The sequence below is a fragment of the Thermatribacter velox genome, from assembly GCF_038396615.1.
GTDB classification, from domain to species: Bacteria; Atribacterota; Atribacteria; order Atribacterales; family Thermatribacteraceae; genus Thermatribacter; species Thermatribacter velox.
The window spans coordinates 1810744-1830231 of record NZ_CP121689.1 but is presented as its reverse complement, the minus strand read 5'-3'; the positions used below and the strand labels follow the sequence as shown (position 1 = coordinate 1830231).

At 48.5% G+C, this 19488-nt stretch carries 17 protein-coding genes; all 17 read left to right on the top strand.

The window, feature by feature from the left end; translation table 11 throughout:
• The first annotated feature begins 10 nt into the window (after window positions 1-10).
• The 17 genes from QBE54_RS09045 to raiA are packed head-to-tail and all read left to right on the top strand — an operon-like array spanning window position 11 to window position 19484.
• Entirely contained in the window at window positions 11-967 is a 957-nt protein-coding gene (locus tag QBE54_RS09045) for a carbohydrate kinase family protein (RefSeq protein ID WP_369017865.1), read from the top strand.
• Window positions 964-2154 carry a hypothetical protein gene (locus QBE54_RS09040; protein ID WP_369017864.1) on the top strand — a complete coding sequence of 397 codons (1191 nt, stop codon included), beginning with the start codon at window positions 964-966 and terminating at the stop codon, window positions 2152-2154. Before QBE54_RS09045 ends, QBE54_RS09040 begins: the two co-directional genes overlap by 4 nt.
• Window positions 2151-3188, top strand: coding sequence for a zinc-dependent dehydrogenase (locus tag QBE54_RS09035; RefSeq protein WP_369017863.1), 1038 nt, complete (start codon window positions 2151-2153; stop codon window positions 3186-3188). Before QBE54_RS09040 ends, QBE54_RS09035 begins: the two co-directional genes overlap by 4 nt.
• 15 nt (window positions 3189-3203) lie before the next feature.
• Entirely contained in the window at window positions 3204-5222 is a 2019-nt protein-coding gene (gene pdhA / locus QBE54_RS09030; protein WP_369017862.1) for a pyruvate dehydrogenase (acetyl-transferring) E1 component subunit alpha, read from the top strand.
• Complete coding sequence (locus tag QBE54_RS09025; protein ID WP_369017861.1) at window positions 5223-6152, top strand: sugar phosphate isomerase/epimerase family protein; 930 nt, start codon at window positions 5223-5225, stop codon at window positions 6150-6152.
• The gene (locus QBE54_RS09020; RefSeq protein WP_369017860.1) at window positions 6142-7299 is read left to right on the top strand and encodes a sugar MFS transporter; all 1158 of its coding nucleotides are present in this window, start codon (window positions 6142-6144) and stop codon (window positions 7297-7299) included. The genes QBE54_RS09025 and QBE54_RS09020 overlap by 11 nt, the downstream gene beginning before the upstream one ends.
• Window positions 7300-7302: 3 nt before the next feature.
• Window positions 7303-8823: an L-fuculokinase gene (locus tag QBE54_RS09015; RefSeq protein ID WP_369017859.1), complete on the top strand. Its 1521-nt coding sequence runs from the start codon at window positions 7303-7305 to the stop codon at window positions 8821-8823.
• A 19-nt stretch (window positions 8824-8842) separates the two neighbouring features.
• The gene (locus QBE54_RS09010) at window positions 8843-9814 is read left to right on the top strand and encodes a sugar phosphate isomerase/epimerase family protein (protein ID WP_369017858.1); all 972 of its coding nucleotides are present in this window, start codon (window positions 8843-8845) and stop codon (window positions 9812-9814) included.
• Between the two features lie 13 nt (window positions 9815-9827).
• Window positions 9828-11345 carry an L-fuculokinase gene (locus tag QBE54_RS09005; protein WP_369019428.1) on the top strand — a complete coding sequence of 506 codons (1518 nt, stop codon included), beginning with the start codon at window positions 9828-9830 and terminating at the stop codon, window positions 11343-11345.
• The gene (locus QBE54_RS09000; RefSeq protein ID WP_369017857.1) at window positions 11342-12385 is read left to right on the top strand and encodes a zinc-dependent dehydrogenase; all 1044 of its coding nucleotides are present in this window, start codon (window positions 11342-11344) and stop codon (window positions 12383-12385) included. The genes QBE54_RS09005 and QBE54_RS09000 overlap by 4 nt, the downstream gene beginning before the upstream one ends.
• A gap of 25 nt (window positions 12386-12410) precedes the next feature.
• A complete protein-coding gene (locus QBE54_RS08995) occupies window positions 12411-13199 on the top strand; it encodes a glucose 1-dehydrogenase (RefSeq protein ID WP_369017856.1) in 789 nt (262 codons plus the stop codon).
• Window positions 13196-14257 carry an NAD(+)/NADH kinase gene (locus QBE54_RS08990; RefSeq protein ID WP_369017855.1) on the top strand — a complete coding sequence of 354 codons (1062 nt, stop codon included), beginning with the start codon at window positions 13196-13198 and terminating at the stop codon, window positions 14255-14257. The genes QBE54_RS08995 and QBE54_RS08990 overlap by 4 nt, the downstream gene beginning before the upstream one ends.
• Window positions 14199-15431, top strand: coding sequence for a dihydrolipoamide acetyltransferase family protein (locus QBE54_RS08985; RefSeq protein ID WP_369017854.1), 1233 nt, complete (start codon window positions 14199-14201; stop codon window positions 15429-15431). Before QBE54_RS08990 ends, QBE54_RS08985 begins: the two co-directional genes overlap by 59 nt.
• A 20-nt stretch (window positions 15432-15451) precedes the next feature.
• The gene (gene xylB, locus QBE54_RS08980) at window positions 15452-16975 is read left to right on the top strand and encodes a xylulokinase (protein WP_369017853.1); all 1524 of its coding nucleotides are present in this window, start codon (window positions 15452-15454) and stop codon (window positions 16973-16975) included.
• Between the two features lie 12 nt (window positions 16976-16987).
• Complete coding sequence (locus QBE54_RS08975; RefSeq protein WP_369017852.1) at window positions 16988-17977, top strand: PfkB family carbohydrate kinase; 990 nt, start codon at window positions 16988-16990, stop codon at window positions 17975-17977.
• Window positions 17977-18924 carry a 1-phosphofructokinase family hexose kinase gene (locus QBE54_RS08970; RefSeq protein WP_369017851.1) on the top strand — a complete coding sequence of 316 codons (948 nt, stop codon included), beginning with the start codon at window positions 17977-17979 and terminating at the stop codon, window positions 18922-18924. Before QBE54_RS08975 ends, QBE54_RS08970 begins: the two co-directional genes overlap by 1 nt.
• Before the next feature lie 5 nt (window positions 18925-18929).
• Window positions 18930-19484, top strand: a complete 555-nt coding sequence (gene raiA, locus QBE54_RS08965; protein WP_369017850.1) for a ribosome-associated translation inhibitor RaiA — start codon at window positions 18930-18932, stop codon at window positions 19482-19484.
• Window positions 19485-19488: the final 4 nt, after the last annotated feature.

Here is a 19488-nt window from a genome sequence, read left to right as displayed (position 1 = left end):
GGGTATAGATGTGGCTCGAGTACTCTGTGTGGGAATTCTGGTTGCTGATTTGATTGGAAGACCTATTGAAAATTTTCCTGAAAAAGGAAAGCTCCTGCTTGTGGATGAAATGTCTCTCCATGTTGGAGGTTGCGCCCATAACACAGGGGTAGATCTTCATAAGCTGGGAGAGGAAGTCCAGATTATAGGTAAAGTAGGTCGGGATGGGTTAGGGGAATTCATCATCAATTCTCTGCGCAGGAGGGGTATGGATACTTCTGGGATACTTTTTACTGACCAGGCAAACACTTCGGCTACCATGGTGTTGCTTGATTCCTCAGGTGAGCGAACTTTTTTGCATTATCCTGGAGCTAATCGAACCCTGCGTTCTCAGGACATAAGTGACGAAATGCTTGCCGCTTCCCAATTGGTGCATGTTGCAGGGAGCTTTTTAATGCCCGGTTTTGATGGCGAAGAAACAGCTTTGCTTCTTAAAAGAGCAAAAGCTTTAGGAAAAACAACTTCGCTGGATACCGCCTGGGATGACACCGGTTCCTGGTTCTCTCTTCTGGAGCCGGTTGTGCCCCATTTAGATATCCTGATTTCCAATTATGATGAAGCATCCAGAATCTCTGGGAAAGAAGAGCTTCCTGACATTGGGGCTTTTTTCTTGAAGTTTGGGATTCAAGTGGTGGCTATAAAAATGGGCCCTCAGGGGAGTTTTATCATGACCCCTCAAGACAAGGTGCTGGTTCCACCTTTTACTGTAAGAGCTGTTGATGGCACCGGTGCTGGTGATGCCTTTGCAGCAGGATTTATCTTTGGATACCTCAGGGGCTGGGACTGGTATCAGGTGGGTCGCTTTGCCAATGCCTGTGGGGCTATGTGTGTTCAGATGATGGGTGCTACTGAAGGTGTGGGTAGCTTTGAAGAGGTTGCCGAGTTTATCAGGTCAAACGGTGCCTATTTAGGAGGGGAAGTCAATTGATTGGCGTACAGTTTGGGGCAGGCAACATTGGTCGGGGCTTTATGGCCCACCTTTTCCGGGAATCAGGCCTGGAAACGGTGTTTGTGGAAGCAAGAGAGGAACTGGTCAGAGCATTGAACAGTCGGGGATGGTATCCACTCAGGTTGCTAAAAAAAGACGGAAGCAGTGTCGATTTGAAGATAGATAAAGTCAGAGCTTTTTTGCCTTCTGAGAAAGAAAAAATTTCTCAGGCGATAAGTGCGGCAAAAATTATTGCTACTGCGGTAGGGGCTCACAATCTTCCTGCCATTGCGCCTTTTTTAGCTGCAGGCTTTGCCCAGCGATGTCGAGAAAGCGGAGAAGCGATTAACGTTCTTTGCTGTGAAAACCTGAAAGACGCACCTCAAGTGCTGCAAAATCTGGTGCTGGAGCATCTGGAAGGCGAAGAAGAGAGGAAGTTTGTTGCCGAGAAAGTTGGTTTTGTGGGTACGGTTATAGCACGTATGGTTCCTGTTGTGGATGCTCGCTTTGGTGTGGATGACCCTCTTTTTCTGGTTGCCGAGCACTATTACCGTTTACCCTATGATGCAAAGGCAGTGAGAGGTGAGATGCCTCGCATTGTGGGATTGGTTCCGGTTAAAAATTTTGTGGCAGAGATGGACCGCAAATTGTTTATTCATAACCTGGGCCACGCCGTTTTAGCTTATTGGGGTTATTTAAAAGGGTATCGCTATATTCATGAAGCAATTAATGATGAAGAAATTGCAAGCATCCTGGACGGTGCCTGGCAGGAAGTAAGCAAGGCCTTGCTCCAGAAATATCCAGATCTTGATCCTAAGGAGCACACAGAGCTGGTTAAAGACTTGAGAGAGCGTTTTGCCAATCCGCTTTTGATGGATACGGTGCAGAGGGTTGCCAGAGACCCTCTGCGCAAGCTAAAGCCTCAGGACAGGATAGTGGGGGCTGCCATGCTTTGTATGTCCCAGGGGATTTTTCCCAACTTTGTGGCACTTTGTCTTGCCGCTGCGTTGCTTTATGACTGGCCTGAGGACCAGGAAGCACAGAAATTGCAGGAGCTTATCGTAGCTAAGGGGGTAAAAGCTGTGTTGAAGGAGGTTTGTGAACTAGACCCTGAAAGCGATTTTGCTCGCAGGGTGCTCGAGGAATACCAGAAATTATGTGTGCGCAAAAAGGAGTGGAGAAAATGAAAGCAGCGGTTTTTTACGGTATAAAAGATATGCGGATTGAGGAACAACCAATTCCTCGGTTTGCAGATGATGAAATTCTCCTGAAGGTCGAAGCCTGCGCCATTTGCGGTACCGATGTGCGCATTTTCCACCATGGTCACCACAACGTGCATCCACCCCAGATTATTGGCCATGAGATAGCAGGAGTGGTTGCTGATAAAGGAAGTAGAGTAACTGGTTACCAGGTAGGCGATCGAGTGGCAGTTGCTCCTATCGTGCATTGTGGAGTTTGTTTTTTCTGCCGCAGGGGGCAGACCAACCTTTGCCAGAATTTCAAAGCTCTGGGGTACCACTATCCAGGAGGTTTTGCAGAGTATATGGTTATCCCGCGCCGGGTAGTGGAGGGTGGGAATTTGAACCGGATTCCTGACAACCTGAGCTTTGAAGAGGCAGCCATTGCCGAACCCCTGGCCTGCGCTTTGAACGGTCAGCTCCTTTCTCAGGTAGGAGTTGGTGATTATGTGCTGATTGTGGGAGCCGGTCCGGTGGGCTGTATGCACATCGCTTTAGCCAGGTCTTTGGGGGCTTCACGGGTTATCGTTTCTGAAATTAAGGAAGACCGTCTGGAGCTTGCTCGCCACTTTGGGGCTGATTATTACCTGAATCCTCAGAAGGAAGACCTTGGCAAGGTGCTTCAGGAAATCACAGAAGGCATAGGCCCCACCGTAATTATTATTGCTGCCCCTGCAAAGAAAGCTCAGGAAGAGGCACTGCTTTATGCTGCACCTCGGGCCAGAATCAATCTCTTTGGAGGACTGCCCGGGGATGACCGCCTGGTGCAACTGGATGCCAACCTGATCCATTACCGAGAGATTTTTGTGCATGGTACCTCAGGTTCTACACCTTTACATAACGCTCTGGCTCTTTCTTTGATGGCTTCGGGAAGAGTTGATGGAAAGCGTTTCATCAGCAAGGTAGTTTCCCTTGAAGAGTTGCCTGAAGCTTTGGAAGAAGCAAGTACAGGAAAATTCCTCAAAATCGTGGTTAAGCCTTAAGAAGGAGGTTTTCTCATGGAATCCAAAGAAAAGCTTCTCAAAATGTACCGGGATATGTTGCGTATTAGGCGTTTTGAGGAGACAGTGAGCGACCTTTTTGCGCAAGATCGGATAAGAGGGACAACCCATCTTTACATTGGTGAAGAAGCAGTAGCTGTGGGTGCCTGCAACGCCATTAACCCTGATGATTACATAACTTCCACTCATCGGGGTCACGGACACTGTATTGCTAAAGGAGCTACTCTGGACCGGATGATGGCCGAGCTCTATGGTAAGATAACCGGCTATTGTAAGGGTAAGGGTGGTTCACTGCATATTGCAGACCTGGATGCTGGCAATCTGGGTGCCAATGGCATTGTAGGCGGAGGCATCCCCATTGCAGTTGGCTCGGGGCTCACTGCTCGGTATAAAAATACGGGTAAGGTAACGGTTTGTTTCTTTGGTGATGGAGCAGCGAACACCGGGGCCTTTCACGAAGCAGTGAACCTGGCTTCGGTATGGAAACTACCAGTGGTTTTTGTCTGTGAGAACAACCTCTATGCTATGTCTACTCCTGTGGCTGAAGCTTTCCCAATTCAGGATATTGCCGAACGCGCTCAGGCTTACGGTATTCCTGGGGTGGTAGTGGATGGCATGGATGTTTTGGCTGTAAAAGAAGCTGTTGAGCAGGCTGCAGAACGTGCCCGGCGTGGTGAGGGGCCAACACTTATTGAGTGCAAGACGTATCGGTATCTGGGGCATTCTAAAAGTGACCCCCGTGCCTATCGTACCCGGGAAGAAGAAAAACAGTGGAAAGAGAGAGATCCTATAAAGAACTTTCGCAAGTACCTGCTTGAAAACGGCATTGCTACTGAGGAAGAAATTAAAGGTATCGATGCTGAAGTAGAGAAAGAAGTTGAAGAAGCAATTGAGTTTGCGGAAAAAAGCCCCTATCCACCTCTTGAGGAGATTACTCGGGATGTTTATGTTGAAGAGGACTTTGCAGAGATTGAGCGCAAGAAAGGTACCAAAGTGGTGCGTTCCATTTCAGAGTATGCTCCTCAGGAAAAGATGAGAGAATTGACCTATCGGGAAGCACTTAATGAGGCTTTGCGAGAGGAACTTCGTCGAGATGAAAACGTGGTGTTACTTGGTGAAGATATTGCGCTCTATGGGGGAGCTTATGGGGTTACTCGTGGGCTCTGGCAGGAGTTCGGAGGGGAACGAGTCCGCAACACTCCGATTTCTGAAGCGGCGATTGTGGGGTGCTGTGTTGGCGCTGCAGTAACTGGCTTGCGTCCAGTGGGTGAAATCATGTATGTGGACTTTATGACCCTGTGCATGGACCAGCTGGTCAATCAGGGAGCGAAAATTCGCTATATGTTTGGCGGTAAGGCTCGCGTTCCCATGGTTATTCGTACTGAAGGTGGATGTGGTCGCTCTTCAGGTGCCCAGCATGCCCAGAGCCTTGAATCCTGGTTTGTACATGTTCCCGGTCTTAAAGTGGTGATGCCAGCTACTCCCTTTGATGCCAAAGGCTTGCTCAAGGCAGCCATACGAGAAGACAATCCAGTGCTTTTTATCGAGCACAAGATGCTTTACAATACTAAAGGGCTGGTTCCTGAAGAGGAATACATCATTCCTCTGGGTCTTGCAGACGTAAAAAGAGAGGGTAAGGATGTTACTGTGGTCGCTTACTCCAGAATGGTTCTCAGGGCGCTTGAGGCAGCCGAGATTCTTGCTAAAGAGGGTATTGAAATTGAAGTTGTTGACCCGCGTACTTTACTGCCCCTGGACATAGAAACCATCTGTAATTCTATTCGCAAGACTGGTAGAGTGATTATTGTGCATGAGGGTTGTAAAACAGGTGGCGCTGGTGCTGAAATTGGCATGCAGATTGTGGAAAATGCCTTTGATTATCTGGATGCTCCCGTGGTCCGCTTGGGGGCCAAGGATGCGCCTGTGCCCTGTAGCCGGTACCTTGAGGATAATTCTATTCCCCTCACTGAAGACATTGTGGAGGCAGCGCGAAAACTTGTAAAGGGAGAGATATAGATGGCTGAAATACAGCTGGGCATCAACAATTGTTTCGCTATTGGCAGGTTCCCGGAGCCCGAAGAGTGGCTCCGGGTGGTTAAGGATGAACTGGGTCTTGAGCATGTGCAGTTTTCGGTAGATTTACTGGATCCAGTAATCATTGATGACGAGATAATAAAAGAGAAGTGTGCCTACATCCGGGAGTTAGCTCAGGCAAAGGGAGTCTCCATCGACACTGTTTCTACTGGAGAGGCTGCTCATAAATTTAATCTTCTTTTACAGCCAGACCCGGGCATGCGCAGGTGTTACCTTCGCTGGTACGAAAAGCTGGTACGCATGGGTACGCTCCTTGGTGCCGAGGCTTCCGGCATTTACGTGGGTAGTCTCAGTCAGCTTGATGAGCGCGACCCTCAGCGCAAGGGTTTCTTGATTGAAGTTTTGCTTGAGGAAATTGTCTATTTGACCTTTGTGGCCCGCCAGAGCGGTCAAAAATATTTTCTCTGGGAACCCATGTCTTTACCTCGAGAGCTTCCTTGCACTATTGATGAAACCAAGCGGATGCTGGACCTTGTGAACAAGAAGTCGTATCTTCCGGTTTTGCTTTGCTTGGATGTAGGACATGGCTATCTACGTTCTTCAGACCCTCGGGATCTGGACGCCTATGCTTGGTTGCGAGAGCTGGCACATCTTTCTCCTTCCATTCATATTCAGCAGACGGACCGCAAGGGTAGTCGTCACTGGCCTTTTACTGAAGAATATAATGCACAGGGAGTCATTGTTCCCGAGAAAGTCCTGGAAGCCATTGAAAAATCTGGTGCCAAAAAGACCATCCTGGTTTTCGAGTTTTTCTACTCGGCTCATGCACTCAGCGAGGAAAGCGTCATTCCCAGTATGAAGCAAAGTGTTGAGTATTGGAAGGAGGCTATAGCAAACTTTTATGGAAAGTAAGACCAAGCTCTTTGTTCTGGCAGGGGTTTCCTTTTTATTCCTGGCCATATCGATGATTATGCATGGTGCTGTTTTACCGGTCTGGCTTCAAGAGTTTAAGCTATCAGCCACTCTTGGGGGAAGGCTGTTTTTCATGTATTATCTGAGCTATGTAATTTTAACCTTCCTGAGTGGTTGGTCGGCTCAGTTTTTCGGTGGAGGGTGGGTGCTTTTTGTTTGCTATCTCTTCCTGATTGCTGGTTTTGCCATGTTGGGAGTGGCTGTCTCCTTTCTCTATCTTGCGTTGGGAATGCTTTTGCTTGGCGCTGGAGGGGGTTTGCTTGAGGCTCCTTTGACTACAGTGATTTCGCGCTTCTTTCCGGGTGACGAGGGGTATGCACTCAACCTGAGCCAGGTTTTCTTTGGAGTAGGCGCAAGCGCAGGGCCCTTTCTCACCGGTTTTCTGCTTTCGCGCGGAGTCCCCTGGCGTCTTCTCTATATTTTGCTTTTAGTTGTGGCAATGTTTCTGGCTACTCTGATTTTCAGATCCAGGGACCTTTTTGGGGTATCTGTGTCACAGAGAGAAAAAATCAGTAGGGAATTTCTTTCCAGGTGGAAAGGGTTTTTGGGTATTTTAGCCCTGGCAATGCTTTTATATGTGGGAGCAGAAATTGGTTCTTCTTCCTGGATGAGCACTTATCTGGTGCGGGAGTTGCAGGGCACGGTCTTCTGGGGAGGAGCAGCTATTGCAGTTTTCTGGGCAATGATTACCATGGGTCGTTTTCTGTTTGCTTTCCTTTCCCGGTTTTTGGATTATTCTCTTCTTTTACGAATAGGAAGCGGGATTAACATAATTTCGCTTTTGTTTTTGCTCTTTACAAGTCGTGTGGAACTTGCTCTGGTGGCTTTTGGCGGTTTAGGTCTGGGATGTTCGGGAATCTGGCCGTTAATTATCGCTCATTTGACCTCCCGCATTGAAGAGAACCACTTTGCCTGTGTGGGTTTTGTTGTGGGCTTTGGAGGTTTGGGGGCCTTGATTTTCCCTTACCTCTTTGGTTTTCTTGGTGACCATCTGGGTCTGCGCTCTATTTTCTTTTTTGTTCTTGTGCTCAGTGGGCTGTTGTTGGCAACCTTTAGTTCTCGATTTTTCCTGAAAAAGGAGGCATAGACCGTGGCAATAGGAGGCATCGATGTTGGGACCAGTGGTTGCAAAGTGGTCATTTTTAACCTCAAAGGTGAAATACTTGCTCAGGCCTATCGGGAATACCCTTTTGTTGTTCCCCAGCCGGGATGGTTGGAGATAAATCCTGAACTTATCTGGAAAGCAGTCGTTGAGGCCCTTAAAGAGGCAGTTGCTTCCTTGAGAGAACCGCTGGAAGCGATAGGTGTTACCTCGCACGGAGAATCGCTTTTGCCCCTCTCTAAGGAAGGAAAGGCACTGACCAATGTGATTTGTAACTTTGACACCCGCTCTCACCATTATGTCGAGTTCTGGAAGGAAAAACTGGGAAACTGGCCAATTTACCAAATAACTGGTATGCCACTTCACGGCATGTATTCGGCGAACAAAATCCTCTGGTTAAAAGATAACGCGCCCCGGGTATTTGAGGAAGCCTGGAAATTTGTATGCGTGGAAGATTATGTGCTCTTCAGATTAACTGGCGAGGGTCCTTTTATCGATTATTCACTGGCTGGGCGCACCATGATGTTTGATGTGCGGCGCAAGGAGTGGTCTCCAGAGATTCTCAAACTGATAGGAATTGATAAAAGTCGTCTTTCTGAGCCAGTCCCTTCAGGAAAAGTGGTGGGGAGGCTTTCCAAAAGTGTTGCCGAGGAAATTGGACTGGACAGGAGTCCTCTGGTGGCCAGCGGGGGCCATGACCAACCCTGCGGTGTACTGGGATGTGCGGCGAGCAAGGCTGGTGAAGCCATGTATGGGATTGGTACTTCAGAATGTGTGGCTCTTAATCTGGGGGAAAATCCCCCTTTTGATGAAGCTATGATGCGTAATAGTTTTTGCTGTTACCCCCATGTTGTGGAAGGTCACTATCTTACTCTGGCCTATATTGCTTCTGGTGGTTCTTTGCTGCGCTGGTTCCGGGATGAATTTGGGCAGGAGGAAAAACAAATTGCTCAAAAAGAGGGGAAAGACGTCTATCAGGTGCTTATCGAACGTATTCCTGCTCGGCCTTCTTCGCTCCTTATTTTGCCTCATTTTGCAGGTTCAGGAACGCCTTATCTTGATGAGCATTCCCGGGGGGCTATTCTGGGTCTTACTCTGGGAAGCTCCCGCTTTGAGATTTTGCGCGCTATCCTGGAGAGCCTTTCCTTTGAGATGCGCTTCAACGTGGAACTCCTCGAGCAGTTTGGGATGGCGGTTTCTGATTTCAGAGCTACAGGAGGCGGAGCTCGTTCAGCGGTATGGCTGCAGATGAAAGCCGACATTCTGAGAAAACCGGTTTTCACCCTGGAAACCGGTGAAGCGGTGGCACTGGGTACTGCTATACTTGCTGGTCTGGGAAGTGGTTTATTTAAGAGTTGTGAAGAAGGAGCGGCGAATATGGTCCGCATAAAAGAAAAAATCTTGCCCTGTCCAGAAGATGTTTATGAGAAGCGTTATCGTATTTACCAGAAAATATATGGTCAGTTGAAAGGAATTAATTGGGAACTTAGCACTCTTGAACATTTTTAAAACCAGGGAGGCGATTGGCATGAAATTTAAAGGATTTGCTACTGGAGTTTGGGTTTTTGGGTCCTGTCCAGATCGTTTTTGCACCGGGGGGTATAAGAAGGATTCTACTCTCGAAGAAGCTCTGGACCGCATCGCTGGAGTTGAGGATCTTACTGGAGTTATGATTCATTACCCTGCTCCCCTCAATTTTCAAAATGCAGACCATGTTCGCAAAGAACTCGAAAAGCGTGGTCTCAAGGTTGCTTCCTGTGAGGTGGACTTGTTTGGGAGTCCCTTCTTTGCTAAGGGAAGCCTGATTTCGGAAAACAAGGAGGTAAGAACAAAGGCCATCCAGCTTGCCAAAGATACCATGGATATAGCTGAGCAGATGGGGAGCGAAGTTATGAATCTCTGGCCGGGTCAAGATGGCTTCGACTACCCCTTTCAAATCGATTATCGAGCCCAGTGGGATTTACTGGTTGATGCTTTGCAGGAGATTGCTTCACATAACCCCCGAGTCAAGTTAAGCCTTGAATACAAGCTTCGCGAACCCCGGACTCACTCTACTATTTCCACTTCAGGCGTTGCTCTTGTTCTCTCTCTGGCAGTTGGCGCTCCTAACATTGGAGTGACCATAGACTTTGGGCATGCTCTGAACTGCAAGGAATCACCGGGTAATGTGGTAGCTATGCTTGATAAATACGGGAAGCTCTTTGCTCTACATTTAAACGACAATTTTCGCGATTGGGATGACGACATGGCCGTTGGTACGGTACACCTTATAGAAACGCTGGAATTTTTCTATTACCTGAACAAATCTCAGTATACGGGCTGGTTGGGCCTCGATATTTTTCCTTATCGAGAAGATCCGGCTTTAGCCTGTCAGGTGAGCATTGAAAACATAAAGTACCTGTTGCAGATTGTGGAGAAGATAGAAGTTGCCAAACTGAGAGAATGGCAAAAAGAGGCCAATGCTCTGGAGATCCTTCGCTATATAAGAGAACTCCTTTAAACAGGTGAGTTGGATGGTTTATCTTGGCTTGGATGTGGGAACAACGGGTTGCAAAGCGATTGCTTTTGGTGAAAACGGGGAGATTCTCGCACAGGCCTATCGGGAGTATCCTCTTTATGCTCCCCAAACAGGATGGTTAGAGCTGGATGCTGAGGAAGTTTTTTCGGCGATTGAGGAGTCCTTAAGGGAGGTGACTGCGAAACTTGGTGGCAGGTCGCCAGTGAGCATTGCTATTTCTTCCCAGGGCGAAGCAGTGGTACCAGTTGATGAACAGGGCAGGGCACTTGCAAGGAGCATCGTGACTTTTGATGCTCGGGGAGATGCTTTTGTGCCTTTTTTTCGGGAAAAAGTTGGAGAGAAGCGCTTTTTCGAGATTACTGGCATGCCGCTTTCAGGGATTGGGACTGCAAACAAAATACTCTGGTGGAGAGAAAACCTTCCGCAAATCTTTGAGCAAAGCCGTTATTTCCTGTGTTTTGAGGATTTCGTGCTCTTCAGAATGGGAGTAGAGCCGGCAATCAGCTATTCACTGGCTGGGCGCACCATGATGTTTGATGTGCGAAAGGAGAACTGGTCTTCAGAAATACTGGGTCTGATTGGCGTTGATCCCTCTCGCCTGGCTCGTCCCCTTCCTTCTGGGGAAATGGCTGGGGAAGTAAGCGCATCTTTCCGAGAGCGCATGGGATGGAAGGAGAAGGTGATAGCAGGGGTTGGCGCTCATGACCAGCCCTGCGGTGCCTTGGGGTCAGGAGTAGTAAAAGCAGCACTGGCCATGGATGCAACTGGAACTGTAGAATGCATAGCACCCGCCATGAACAGGCTTTTGCTTTCTGAGGAAATGCGAAGCAACAACCTGTGTTGCTATCATCATGCTCTGCCTGGTCTTTACACTACGCTGGTTTATAATTTCACTGGGGGTTCCATCCTACGCTGGTACCGAGATAACTTTGCCCGCTGGGAGAAAGAAGAAGCACAACGCAGGGGACAAGATGTATATGAGTTGATTCTTTCCGATTTGCCTGAACAGCCGACTTCGCTTTTGGTGCTTCCTCACTTTACAACTACTGGCACTCCTTACTTTGACAGTCACTCCTGTGGGGTGGTGGTGGGGCTCAAGCTGGAGACTTCTCAGAAAGAGTTTGTGAAAGCGTTGCTTGAGGGAGTTAGTCTGGAGATGAAGTTTAATTTGAAACTGTTACAGGATGCAGGAGTTGTTGTTGAACGCTTAAGGGCTATTGGTGGAGGTGCCAAAAGCAGAGCATGGTTGCAGCTTAAAGCTGATGTGTATGGTATGCCGGTTGAATCACTCAACGTTTCTGAGGCTGCCTGTTTGGGAGCAGCTCTTCTGGGGCGCAAGGCCAGAGAGAATATTCAAGGCTTAAGGGAGTTGGTCAACCGGCTGGTCCGGGTGAAGGAAACCTTTGTGCCCCGGCGGGAATTTCAGGAGCGTTACCAGGAAAAATTTGAAGTGTACCAGCGGATTTATCCTGCACTAAAGAATGTTATCTTGAAAGGAGAGGATAAACTATGAAGGCGGCGTTTTTCATGGGGCCGGGCAACATAGAAGTACGAGAGGTGGAGACGCCTCGACCTGGCCCTGGAGAAGTCTTGATTAAGGTGGCTGCCTGTGCTATTTGCGGTACTGATGTACGTATTTTTCAGCATGGACATCATCATGTAAAGCCTCCTCAGATAACCGGTCACGAAATAGCTGGTGAAATCGTAGAGCTGGGAGAGGGAGTCAGTGGCTATCAGATGGGAGATAAGGTAGTAGTGATTACCGTTATCTCCTGTGGCAGATGCCATTACTGTCGTCGAGGGCTTCAAAATCTCTGTCCGGAGCAGAAATATATTGGATATCACTATGCTGGTGGTTTTGCCGAGTACATGATCATGCCCCGGGAGGGGGTAGAGCGGGGCAATTTGCTGGTCCTTCCTGAAGATGCGGACTTACTGGAATTCAGCCTTGTGGAACCCCTTTCCTGCGTGATCAACGGCCAGTCCTATTTAAACATTGGCCTTGGGGAAAAGGTCCTGGTGGTTGGTGCCGGACCTATTGGCTGCATGCACGTTGTTATGGCTAAAAATCATGGAGCAGGGATGATCATTCTGGCCGATATCTCTGAAAGTCGCCTGGAACTTGCCCGGAGGGTTGAAGCCGACCTCTATGTTAACTCCAGCAAGGAAAATCTTAAGGATAAGGTGCTGGAGGTCACGTCGGGTCTTGGTGTGGATGTGGCTATTGTTGCTGCTTCTTCAAACCAGGCCCAGGAAGAAGTCCTGGAAATGGTCGCCCCCCGAGGTCGTATCAGCCTTTTCGGCGGTTTACCCAAAGACCGCCCCACTATTACCTTTAACAGCAACATTGTGCACTACAAGGAAATTGGTGTTTTTGGAGTTTTTGCATCGCATGCCTCTCAGTACGAAGAGGCTGCAGAGCTGATTTACCGCAAGCGGGTTAATGCTCGTAGTCTCATTACCCACGTGGTGAGTCTTGACGAAGTTGTTGAGGGTATCCAGCTGGTTCGCTCAGGCGAAGCCCTCAAGGCCGTGGTGGCCATGGATAGATAAAAAGTTTCGGGAGGTGAACGGAAAAATGGATCCTCTACCTCTGAAAGATAAGGTGGCCATTGTTACCGGCTCTGCTTCTGGTATAGGGAAAGGCATTGCTTTGCGCTTTGCTGACGAAGGAGCTCACGTTTCGTGTTTTGACCTTAACGAAGAGGGAGCCAAAAATACTGCTCAGGAAATTAAAGGTAAGAATCGCGAAGCGTTGTACTTTAAAGTCGACGTCACCAACAGCCAGGAAGTTGCGGAAGCGGTCAAAAAAACTTTTGAGCATTTCGGACATATAGATATACTCGTCAATTCTGCGGGCATTATTCGTGCTCATTTTATTACCGACGTTCCTGAAGAAATATGGGATGCTATAATAAACGTGAATCTAAAAGGAACTTTTCTCTGTATTCGGGAAGTGGCCAAATACATGATTCAGCAAAAAAGCGGCAAAATCATCAGCATAAGTTCTAAATCTGGAAAAACGGGAGGCTTGTGGCTGGGTGCCTACTGTGCTTCCAAGTTTGGTATCATTGGGCTTACCCAAAGCGTATCCAGAGACCTCGCCCCTTACAAAATCAACGTGAACGCGATATGTCCGGGAAATGTTTTTTCGACCCCCATGTGGGACCTCCTTGATAAGGAATATTCCCGTAAATTGGGAGTTCCTCCGGAGCAGGTTCGCAAACTGTATGTAGAGAAAGTGCCTTTGGGCCGGGAATGCACGGTTGAGGATGTTGCCAACGTAGCCGTTTTTTTGGCCTCTTCCTATTCTGATTACATGACTGGACAGGCGATAAACGTCACTGGAGGGCAAGAGGTCCATTGAAGCTGCAGAGCATCGGCCTGGTAGCCAATCCCCAGGCTGGTAAGGATATTCGCAGGTTGGTAGCCTATGGAAATGTGGTGGGCAATCGGGAAAAAACTACCCTGATTGCCCGTTTTCTTCTGGGTTTGCAAGCGACCGTACAAAAGGAAGTGAAAGTTGTGTTTATGCCTGATCCCTATCGCCTGGTGCAGTCTGCTCTTGATAGCCTGCCGAGGCGCGTGCCTTTGCTTTCTTTTGAAGAAGCTCCAATGCCCATTTTTGGCGATGCCACTGACACCGTTGCCTTTACCGATTTTGCAGTAAACGAAGCCCGAGTTGACGCACTGGTCACTTTTGGCGGGGATGGAACCAACCGATTGGTTGCCAAAAAGAGTGCGCTGGTACCTATTTTCCCCGTAGCGGTGGGCACCAACAACGTTTTCCCGGAAAATCTGGACCCTACTCTGATGGGCATGGCCCTGGGATTTTTTCTGGCAGGGAAAGTTGCTCCTGATCGGGTTCTTGAGCGTAGCAAGGTGCTCAGGATCAGGCGTAAAAATTGTTCAGATGTTTCCGATTTGGCTCTGGTAGATGTAGCTCTGGCCAGCGGGAATTTCATTGGGGCCAGAGCAGTGTGGGATCCTCGCTCTTTAAAAATGGTTGCTGTAACTCAGGCTGATCCTACCAGATTGGGTTTGAGTTCCATCATTGCTCGCCTATTGAGCATTTCCCCTCAAGAGAAAAGGGGTGCTTACGCTTTTCTGAGCTCCTGTGGCGAGAAGGTGCAAGCTGTTTTGGCTCCCGGCCTGGTAAGGGAAGTGGGCATTGAAAAATTTGGTATTATGGAACCGGGAGAGGCGCTGGTCATTGCTGGAGAAAGCGGTGTTTTGGCTCTGGATGGGGAGCGGGAAATTCTCGTTCGACCCTCTGAGGAGCTGGCGTTGGTGCTTGAGGATACAGGTCCCATGAAGGCAAACGCGCGCTTGATTCTGAATTTTGCACAGGAAGGGAGTGTAACACATGGCCAAGAAGGTAATCATGCCCAAACTGGGTCTTACCATGGAAGAGGGTGTAATTAATAAGTGGCTGGTCAAGGAAGGTGACCGGGTAGAGAAAGGAGACCCGCTTTTTGAAGTGGCAACTGATAAGGTAAATATGGAAGTGGAAGCCCCGGCTTCGGGAGTGGTGCTTAAAATTCTTTATCCAGAAGGTTCTACGGTACCTATAACCCAGACTGTGGCCTACATAGGTGAAGAAGGAGAAGTAATACCTTCTGAAGAAGAGGCTGTTCCAGAGGCTGTGGCGGAAGCACCGGAGAAAGAAAGCCAGGAAGAAGTTCGGGAAGAAGCCCCTGCTGAGCCAAAAGGTGCTTTTACCGTGGAGACAAAAAGTGGAGAAAGAATAAAGGTTTCTCCTCTTGCCAAACGCTTAGCTATGGAGCATGGTATTGATTTGACTATGGTTGTGGGTACTGGTCCGGGAGGACGGATTATAAAGCGAGATATAGAGAAATTTATTGCAGAGCAGAAATTAAAACCAAGGGAAGCTGCCAGCGGACCTGGGGTTTCAAAAACTGTGCCCCTTACCAGGATGCGGAAGATTATTGCGCAACGAATGCTTCAGAGTGTGCAGAGTAAGCCCCACTTTTTCCTTACCCGGGAAGTACGGGCCGATGAACTGGTTGCTCTTCGTGAGCGATTACTCCCCTTGGTGGAAAAACGCACCGGGTACCGGGTTTCCTATACCGACATCCTCATCAAGATAGTGGCCCGAGTTCTGGAAGAGTTCCCGGAGGTTAATGCCTATTTTCTGGATGAGGAAATACAATTCAATGAACAGATAAACATTGGCATAGCAGTAGCTCTGGATGAGGGTCTGGTGGTTCCTGTTTTGCGTGATGCCAACCGAAAAAGCATTGCTTCCATAGTGGAAGAAACCAATAGGCTGGTCCAGAAAGCACGGGAAGGAAAGCTGCTTCCTGAAGACCTGGAAGGTGGTACCTTTACCATATCCAACCTGGGCATGTTTGGGGTGGATTCTTTTACGGCGATTATCAACCCGCCTCAATCGGCAATTTTGGCCTGTGGAGCTATTCGGAAAAAACCCTATTTTGATGGCAAAGAGATTATTGCGGCTCATCTCTGGAATCTCACCCTTTCCTGCGACCATCGTATCATTGATGGTGCCACAGCCGCAAAGTTCATGAGTGCCCTGGTGAGCTTTATAGAAGATCCGCTCAATCTAATTCTTTAGAAAAAATGGGAGGGGTAGCTATGGAGTATTTTCTGGGTATCGATGTAGGCACCACTGGCTGTAAGGTAGTGCTTATTGATGAGGAGGGGCAGTTCATTGCTCGTTCCGTGGAGGAATACCCTTTGTTTACTCCCCGTCCCAACTGGGCAGAACAAAATCCACATGACTGGTGGCAAGCAACCCTTCAAGCTATGGAAAAAGTGGTCCGGGTTGGGGGCATTGATCCTGCACAGATTGCTGGTGTGGGTCTTACTGGTCAAATGCACGGTTCGGTATTTCTGGATACTCAGGGAGAAGTTCTGCGACCAGCCATTCTCTGGTGTGATCAGCGGACTGCCGAGGAATGCCGTGAAATTACGGAAATAGTGGGTTTGGAAAAAATAATGCAAATTAACTGTAACCCGGTATTGCCTGGTTTTACCGCTCCCAAAATTTACTGGCTTAAGAAACACGAGCCCGAGGTGTATCAAAAAGTATCCAAAGTGCTTCTGCCCAAAGATTACATCCGGTATTGTCTCACCGGTGGTTTCGCTACTGATGTTTCCGACGCTTCTGGTACTTCTCTTTTCGATGTTCCCAGACGCAAGTGGTCTTCGGAACTGATTGAGGCGCTGGGTTTTCGGATGGACTGGTTCCCTCCCAGCTTTGAGTCGCCAGAAGTTACCGGTTATCTCAAGTCGGAGATTGTGCGACGTTTTGGCTTTCGAGAGAAAGTCCCGGTGGTTGCTGGTGGTGGCGATAATGCTGCTGGTGCAGTGGGAACAGGGATAGTGGAAACGGGCCTGGTTTCGGCCAGCTTGGGGACCTCTGGCGTGGTATTTGCTTTCAGCGAAACCGTGAAGGTGGACGAGAAAGGTAGGGTACATACTTTCTGTCATGCCGTTCCAGGTAAATGGCATGTGATGGGTGTTATGCTTTCTGCTGGTGGTTCGTTGCGTTGGTTCCGGGATCGTTTGGGCTTTGAAGAGCAGGCTGTTTCGCAACTGCTCGGGAAAGACCCCTATGAAGTGCTTTCCGAAGAAGCAGCTCTGGCACCTCCTGGAGGCGAAGGACTTCTCTTTTTGCCCTATCTTACTGGAGAACGGACTCCCCATGCTGATCCTTTTGCAAGAGGCGTCTTTTTTGGTTTAACTCTTAAGCATCGCAAGAATGAGATGGTGCGGGCAGTTATGGAAGGAGTCACCTTTGGCATGAGAGACTCTTTTGAAATCATCAGGGAGATGGGTATACCCGTTCAGGAAGTACGTGCTATTGGAGGTGGTGCTCGCTCCGTGCTGTGGAGGAAGATTCAGGCCGCAGTTTATGGAGTTCCTCTTTATGGAGTGGAAGTTGACGAAGGACCTGCCTTTGGTGCAGCGCTACTTGCTTCCGTGGGTACCGGAAAGTTTGCTTCAGTCGAGGAAGCTTGCAAAAAAGCTGTGCGCACCACACATTGTGAAGAGCCAGATCCAGAATTGAGCAGAGTTTATGAAAAGCTGTACGCTATTTACAGGGATCTGTATCCCGCCTTACGTGATTTTTATCGTCGGATTGCTCAGGTTTAAATAGCTGAAAGGGTGGTTTCGTTGGACAAGAAAGCGATTTGTCTGGGAGAATTGCTAATTGACTTTGTTTCTACGGTAAACGGGGTGTCGCTTAAGGAGGCTCCTGCTTTCGAAAAGGCTCCTGGTGGGGCACCGGCAAATGTTGCAGTAGCTCTTTCCAGATTGGGGATTGAAACTTTTTTCGTAGGCAAAGTTGGTCAGGATGCTTTTGGAGAGTTTTTGAGAGACGTTTTGCAAAGTAACCAGGTGAATACCCGATTTTTGAAAATGACCGATAGGGCGAAGACCACCCTTGCTTTTGTTTCCCTAACCAGAGAAGGAGAAAGAGATTTTGTTTTCTATCGAGAACCAGGTGCAGACACTCTTTTAGACCAGCAAGACATTGAGGAGGAATGTTTCCAGGGCAAGGGAGTTTTCCATTTTGGTTCGCTTACCATGACACATGAGCCAGCTTACAGTGCTACCCTGAAAGCACTTTCTCTGGCTAAAAAACATGGCTATTTGATTTCTTTCGACCCCAACTTGCGACCTGCTCTCTGGAAAAACCTTGATACAGCGAGAGACAGAATGCGCCAGGCTATGAGTCGCAGTGATGTTGTGAAAGTGAACGAGGAGGAAGCCATGTTTGTGGCTTCCTGTAAGGATCTTCAAAAGGCAATAGAATTTATCCAGTTTCATTGTAAGCCTTCTTTACTCGCGGTCACTCTGGGTAAAGAAGGGTGTCTGCTTTGTCAGAATGAAAGACAAATCCGGGTACCTGGTTTCCAGGTTACTTCAGTGGATACCACTGGTGCCGGTGATGGGTTTGTAGCTGGACTTTTGAGTTCGCTCTACATGTTCTGGGAGGAGCTGAAGCAGGGACATGCTCTTCCGGAAGAGGCACTGCTACATGCTGGAAAAAGAGCGAATGCAGTGGGGGCGTTGACCACGCTTAAAAAAGGAGCGATTCCTGCTTTGCCAACTCAGGATGAGGTGGAGACTTTCCTCGAGGAGAACGTTTGATGATTTATGTTCTCTGTGCCAACCCTGCCTGGGACCGAATGCTGTTTTTTGAGGGCCAGCTTCTTCTCAATGCGGTAAACCGGGTGCAAAGGGTCATGGAGGTTGCAGGTGGAAAGGGAGTTAACGTTGCCCGGGCTATTAAGACAATTGGTGGTACTTCGGAGCTCCTGCTTTTTCTGGGGGGTTGGCAGGGCGAGCGGTTTGCTTCTTTTTTGAAGCAAGAAGGTTTGGCTTTTTGCTTTTTCCCCGTTGCAGGAGAAACCCGTGTTACTACTGTGTTGCACGAAGAGGGTTCAGGCAGACACACGGTAATTAATGAACCAGGACCCCTGGTCCCCCTGAGGTCGACTTTACAGGTTGAGCGGTATCTGGAGGAAAAACTATGTAGTGGAGATTATCTGGTGCTTTCGGGTTCGCTACCACGTGGAGTACAACGTTCCTGGTATGCAAAGTTACTGGCCCTGGCCCAACGCAAGAGTGCTTATGGTGTACTGGATACCTCAGGTGTTTCCTTGCGGAGCGCTTTTCAAAATCCTCCTTTTATGGTAAAACCTAATGTAGAAGAAGCTACAGAGCTTCTTGGTTGGACGATCGATTCGCAGGAAGATAAGCTGAAAGCGGTTTCGGAACTTAAGAAGCGGGGCGTGGAGATTGTAGTTCTTTCTGACGGCTCGCGGGGATTGACGGTTGCTTGGGGATTGAAGCGCTTCCTGGTAAGCGTAGAGGGCAGCCGTGTTGGAGCGTATGGCATAGGTTCTGGAGATACCCTGGTAGGCGCTATGGTTTTTGGTCTGGAGAGAAGGTGGCCTGTGGAAAGGATTTTACGTTTCGCTACTGCCTGCGGGCTTGCCAATACTTTGTGTCCCGGAGCTGGCTATTTCGATCTTCATCTTGCCCGGGTGTTGCAGGAAAAGGTCGTGGTTAGAGAGCTTGGAGAAAAGGGGTGAACAGTATGGAGGTTGTGGTAAGAGGCAAGAATCTGGAAGTTACTGACTTAGTACGGGATTATGTAACTCGCAAGCTCGCCAAGTTGGAGCGGTTTTTCCATAACATTCTTGATACAGTAGTTCATTTCTACTTGGAGCGAGGATTGGTCAAAGTTGAAGTGACTATGTCGGCAAGCGGCATCGTAATTCGGGGGGAAAGCAATGGCCCGGACTGGAGAACAGCTTTTGATGCAGTAATTGACAAGCTGGAACGCCAGATTAAAAGACATAAGGAAAAGCTGCAAAAGAAAGGCGCTTTGCGGAAGGAAGAAGTTGAAAACGTGGAAACCGGTGAGTTTGTTCTTGCGGAGCCTGGAAAAGAAACGAGTGAACCTGGTCCGGGAGAGATTGTTAAAACCAAAGAGTTTGTCCTGCGTCCCATGAGCCTTGAGGATGCCATTTTGCAGATGGAATTTCTGGGACATAATTTTTTTGTTTTCAAAGACCTTGATGAACAGCGGGTCAAAGTGGTATATAAAAGGAAAGACGGGAACTACGGTCTTATTGATCTTGTTTACTGAGTGA

Excerpts from the sequence above, each read along its gene's own strand:
- QBE54_RS09035 (WP_369017863.1), top strand. The coding sequence starts at position 2,151 with ATGAAAGCAGCGGTTTTTTACGGTATAAAAGATATGCGGATTGAGGAA.
- pdhA (WP_369017862.1), top strand. The coding sequence starts at position 3,204 with ATGGAATCCAAAGAAAAGCTTCTCAAAATGTACCGGGATATGTTGCGT.
- QBE54_RS09025 (WP_369017861.1), top strand. The coding sequence starts at position 5,223 with ATGGCTGAAATACAGCTGGGCATCAACAATTGTTTCGCTATTGGCAGG.
- QBE54_RS09020 (WP_369017860.1), top strand. The coding sequence starts at position 6,142 with ATGGAAAGTAAGACCAAGCTCTTTGTTCTGGCAGGGGTTTCCTTTTTA.
- QBE54_RS09010 (WP_369017858.1), top strand. The coding sequence starts at position 8,843 with ATGAAATTTAAAGGATTTGCTACTGGAGTTTGGGTTTTTGGGTCCTGT.
- QBE54_RS09005 (WP_369019428.1), top strand. The coding sequence starts at position 9,828 with ATGGTTTATCTTGGCTTGGATGTGGGAACAACGGGTTGCAAAGCGATT.
- QBE54_RS09000 (WP_369017857.1), top strand. The coding sequence starts at position 11,342 with ATGAAGGCGGCGTTTTTCATGGGGCCGGGCAACATAGAAGTACGAGAG.
- QBE54_RS08995 (WP_369017856.1), top strand. The coding sequence starts at position 12,411 with ATGGATCCTCTACCTCTGAAAGATAAGGTGGCCATTGTTACCGGCTCT.
- QBE54_RS08985 (WP_369017854.1), top strand. The coding sequence starts at position 14,199 with ATGGCCAAGAAGGTAATCATGCCCAAACTGGGTCTTACCATGGAAGAG.
- xylB (WP_369017853.1), top strand. The coding sequence starts at position 15,452 with ATGGAGTATTTTCTGGGTATCGATGTAGGCACCACTGGCTGTAAGGTA.
- QBE54_RS08970 (WP_369017851.1), top strand. The coding sequence starts at position 17,977 with ATGATTTATGTTCTCTGTGCCAACCCTGCCTGGGACCGAATGCTGTTT.
- raiA (WP_369017850.1), top strand. The coding sequence starts at position 18,930 with ATGGAGGTTGTGGTAAGAGGCAAGAATCTGGAAGTTACTGACTTAGTA.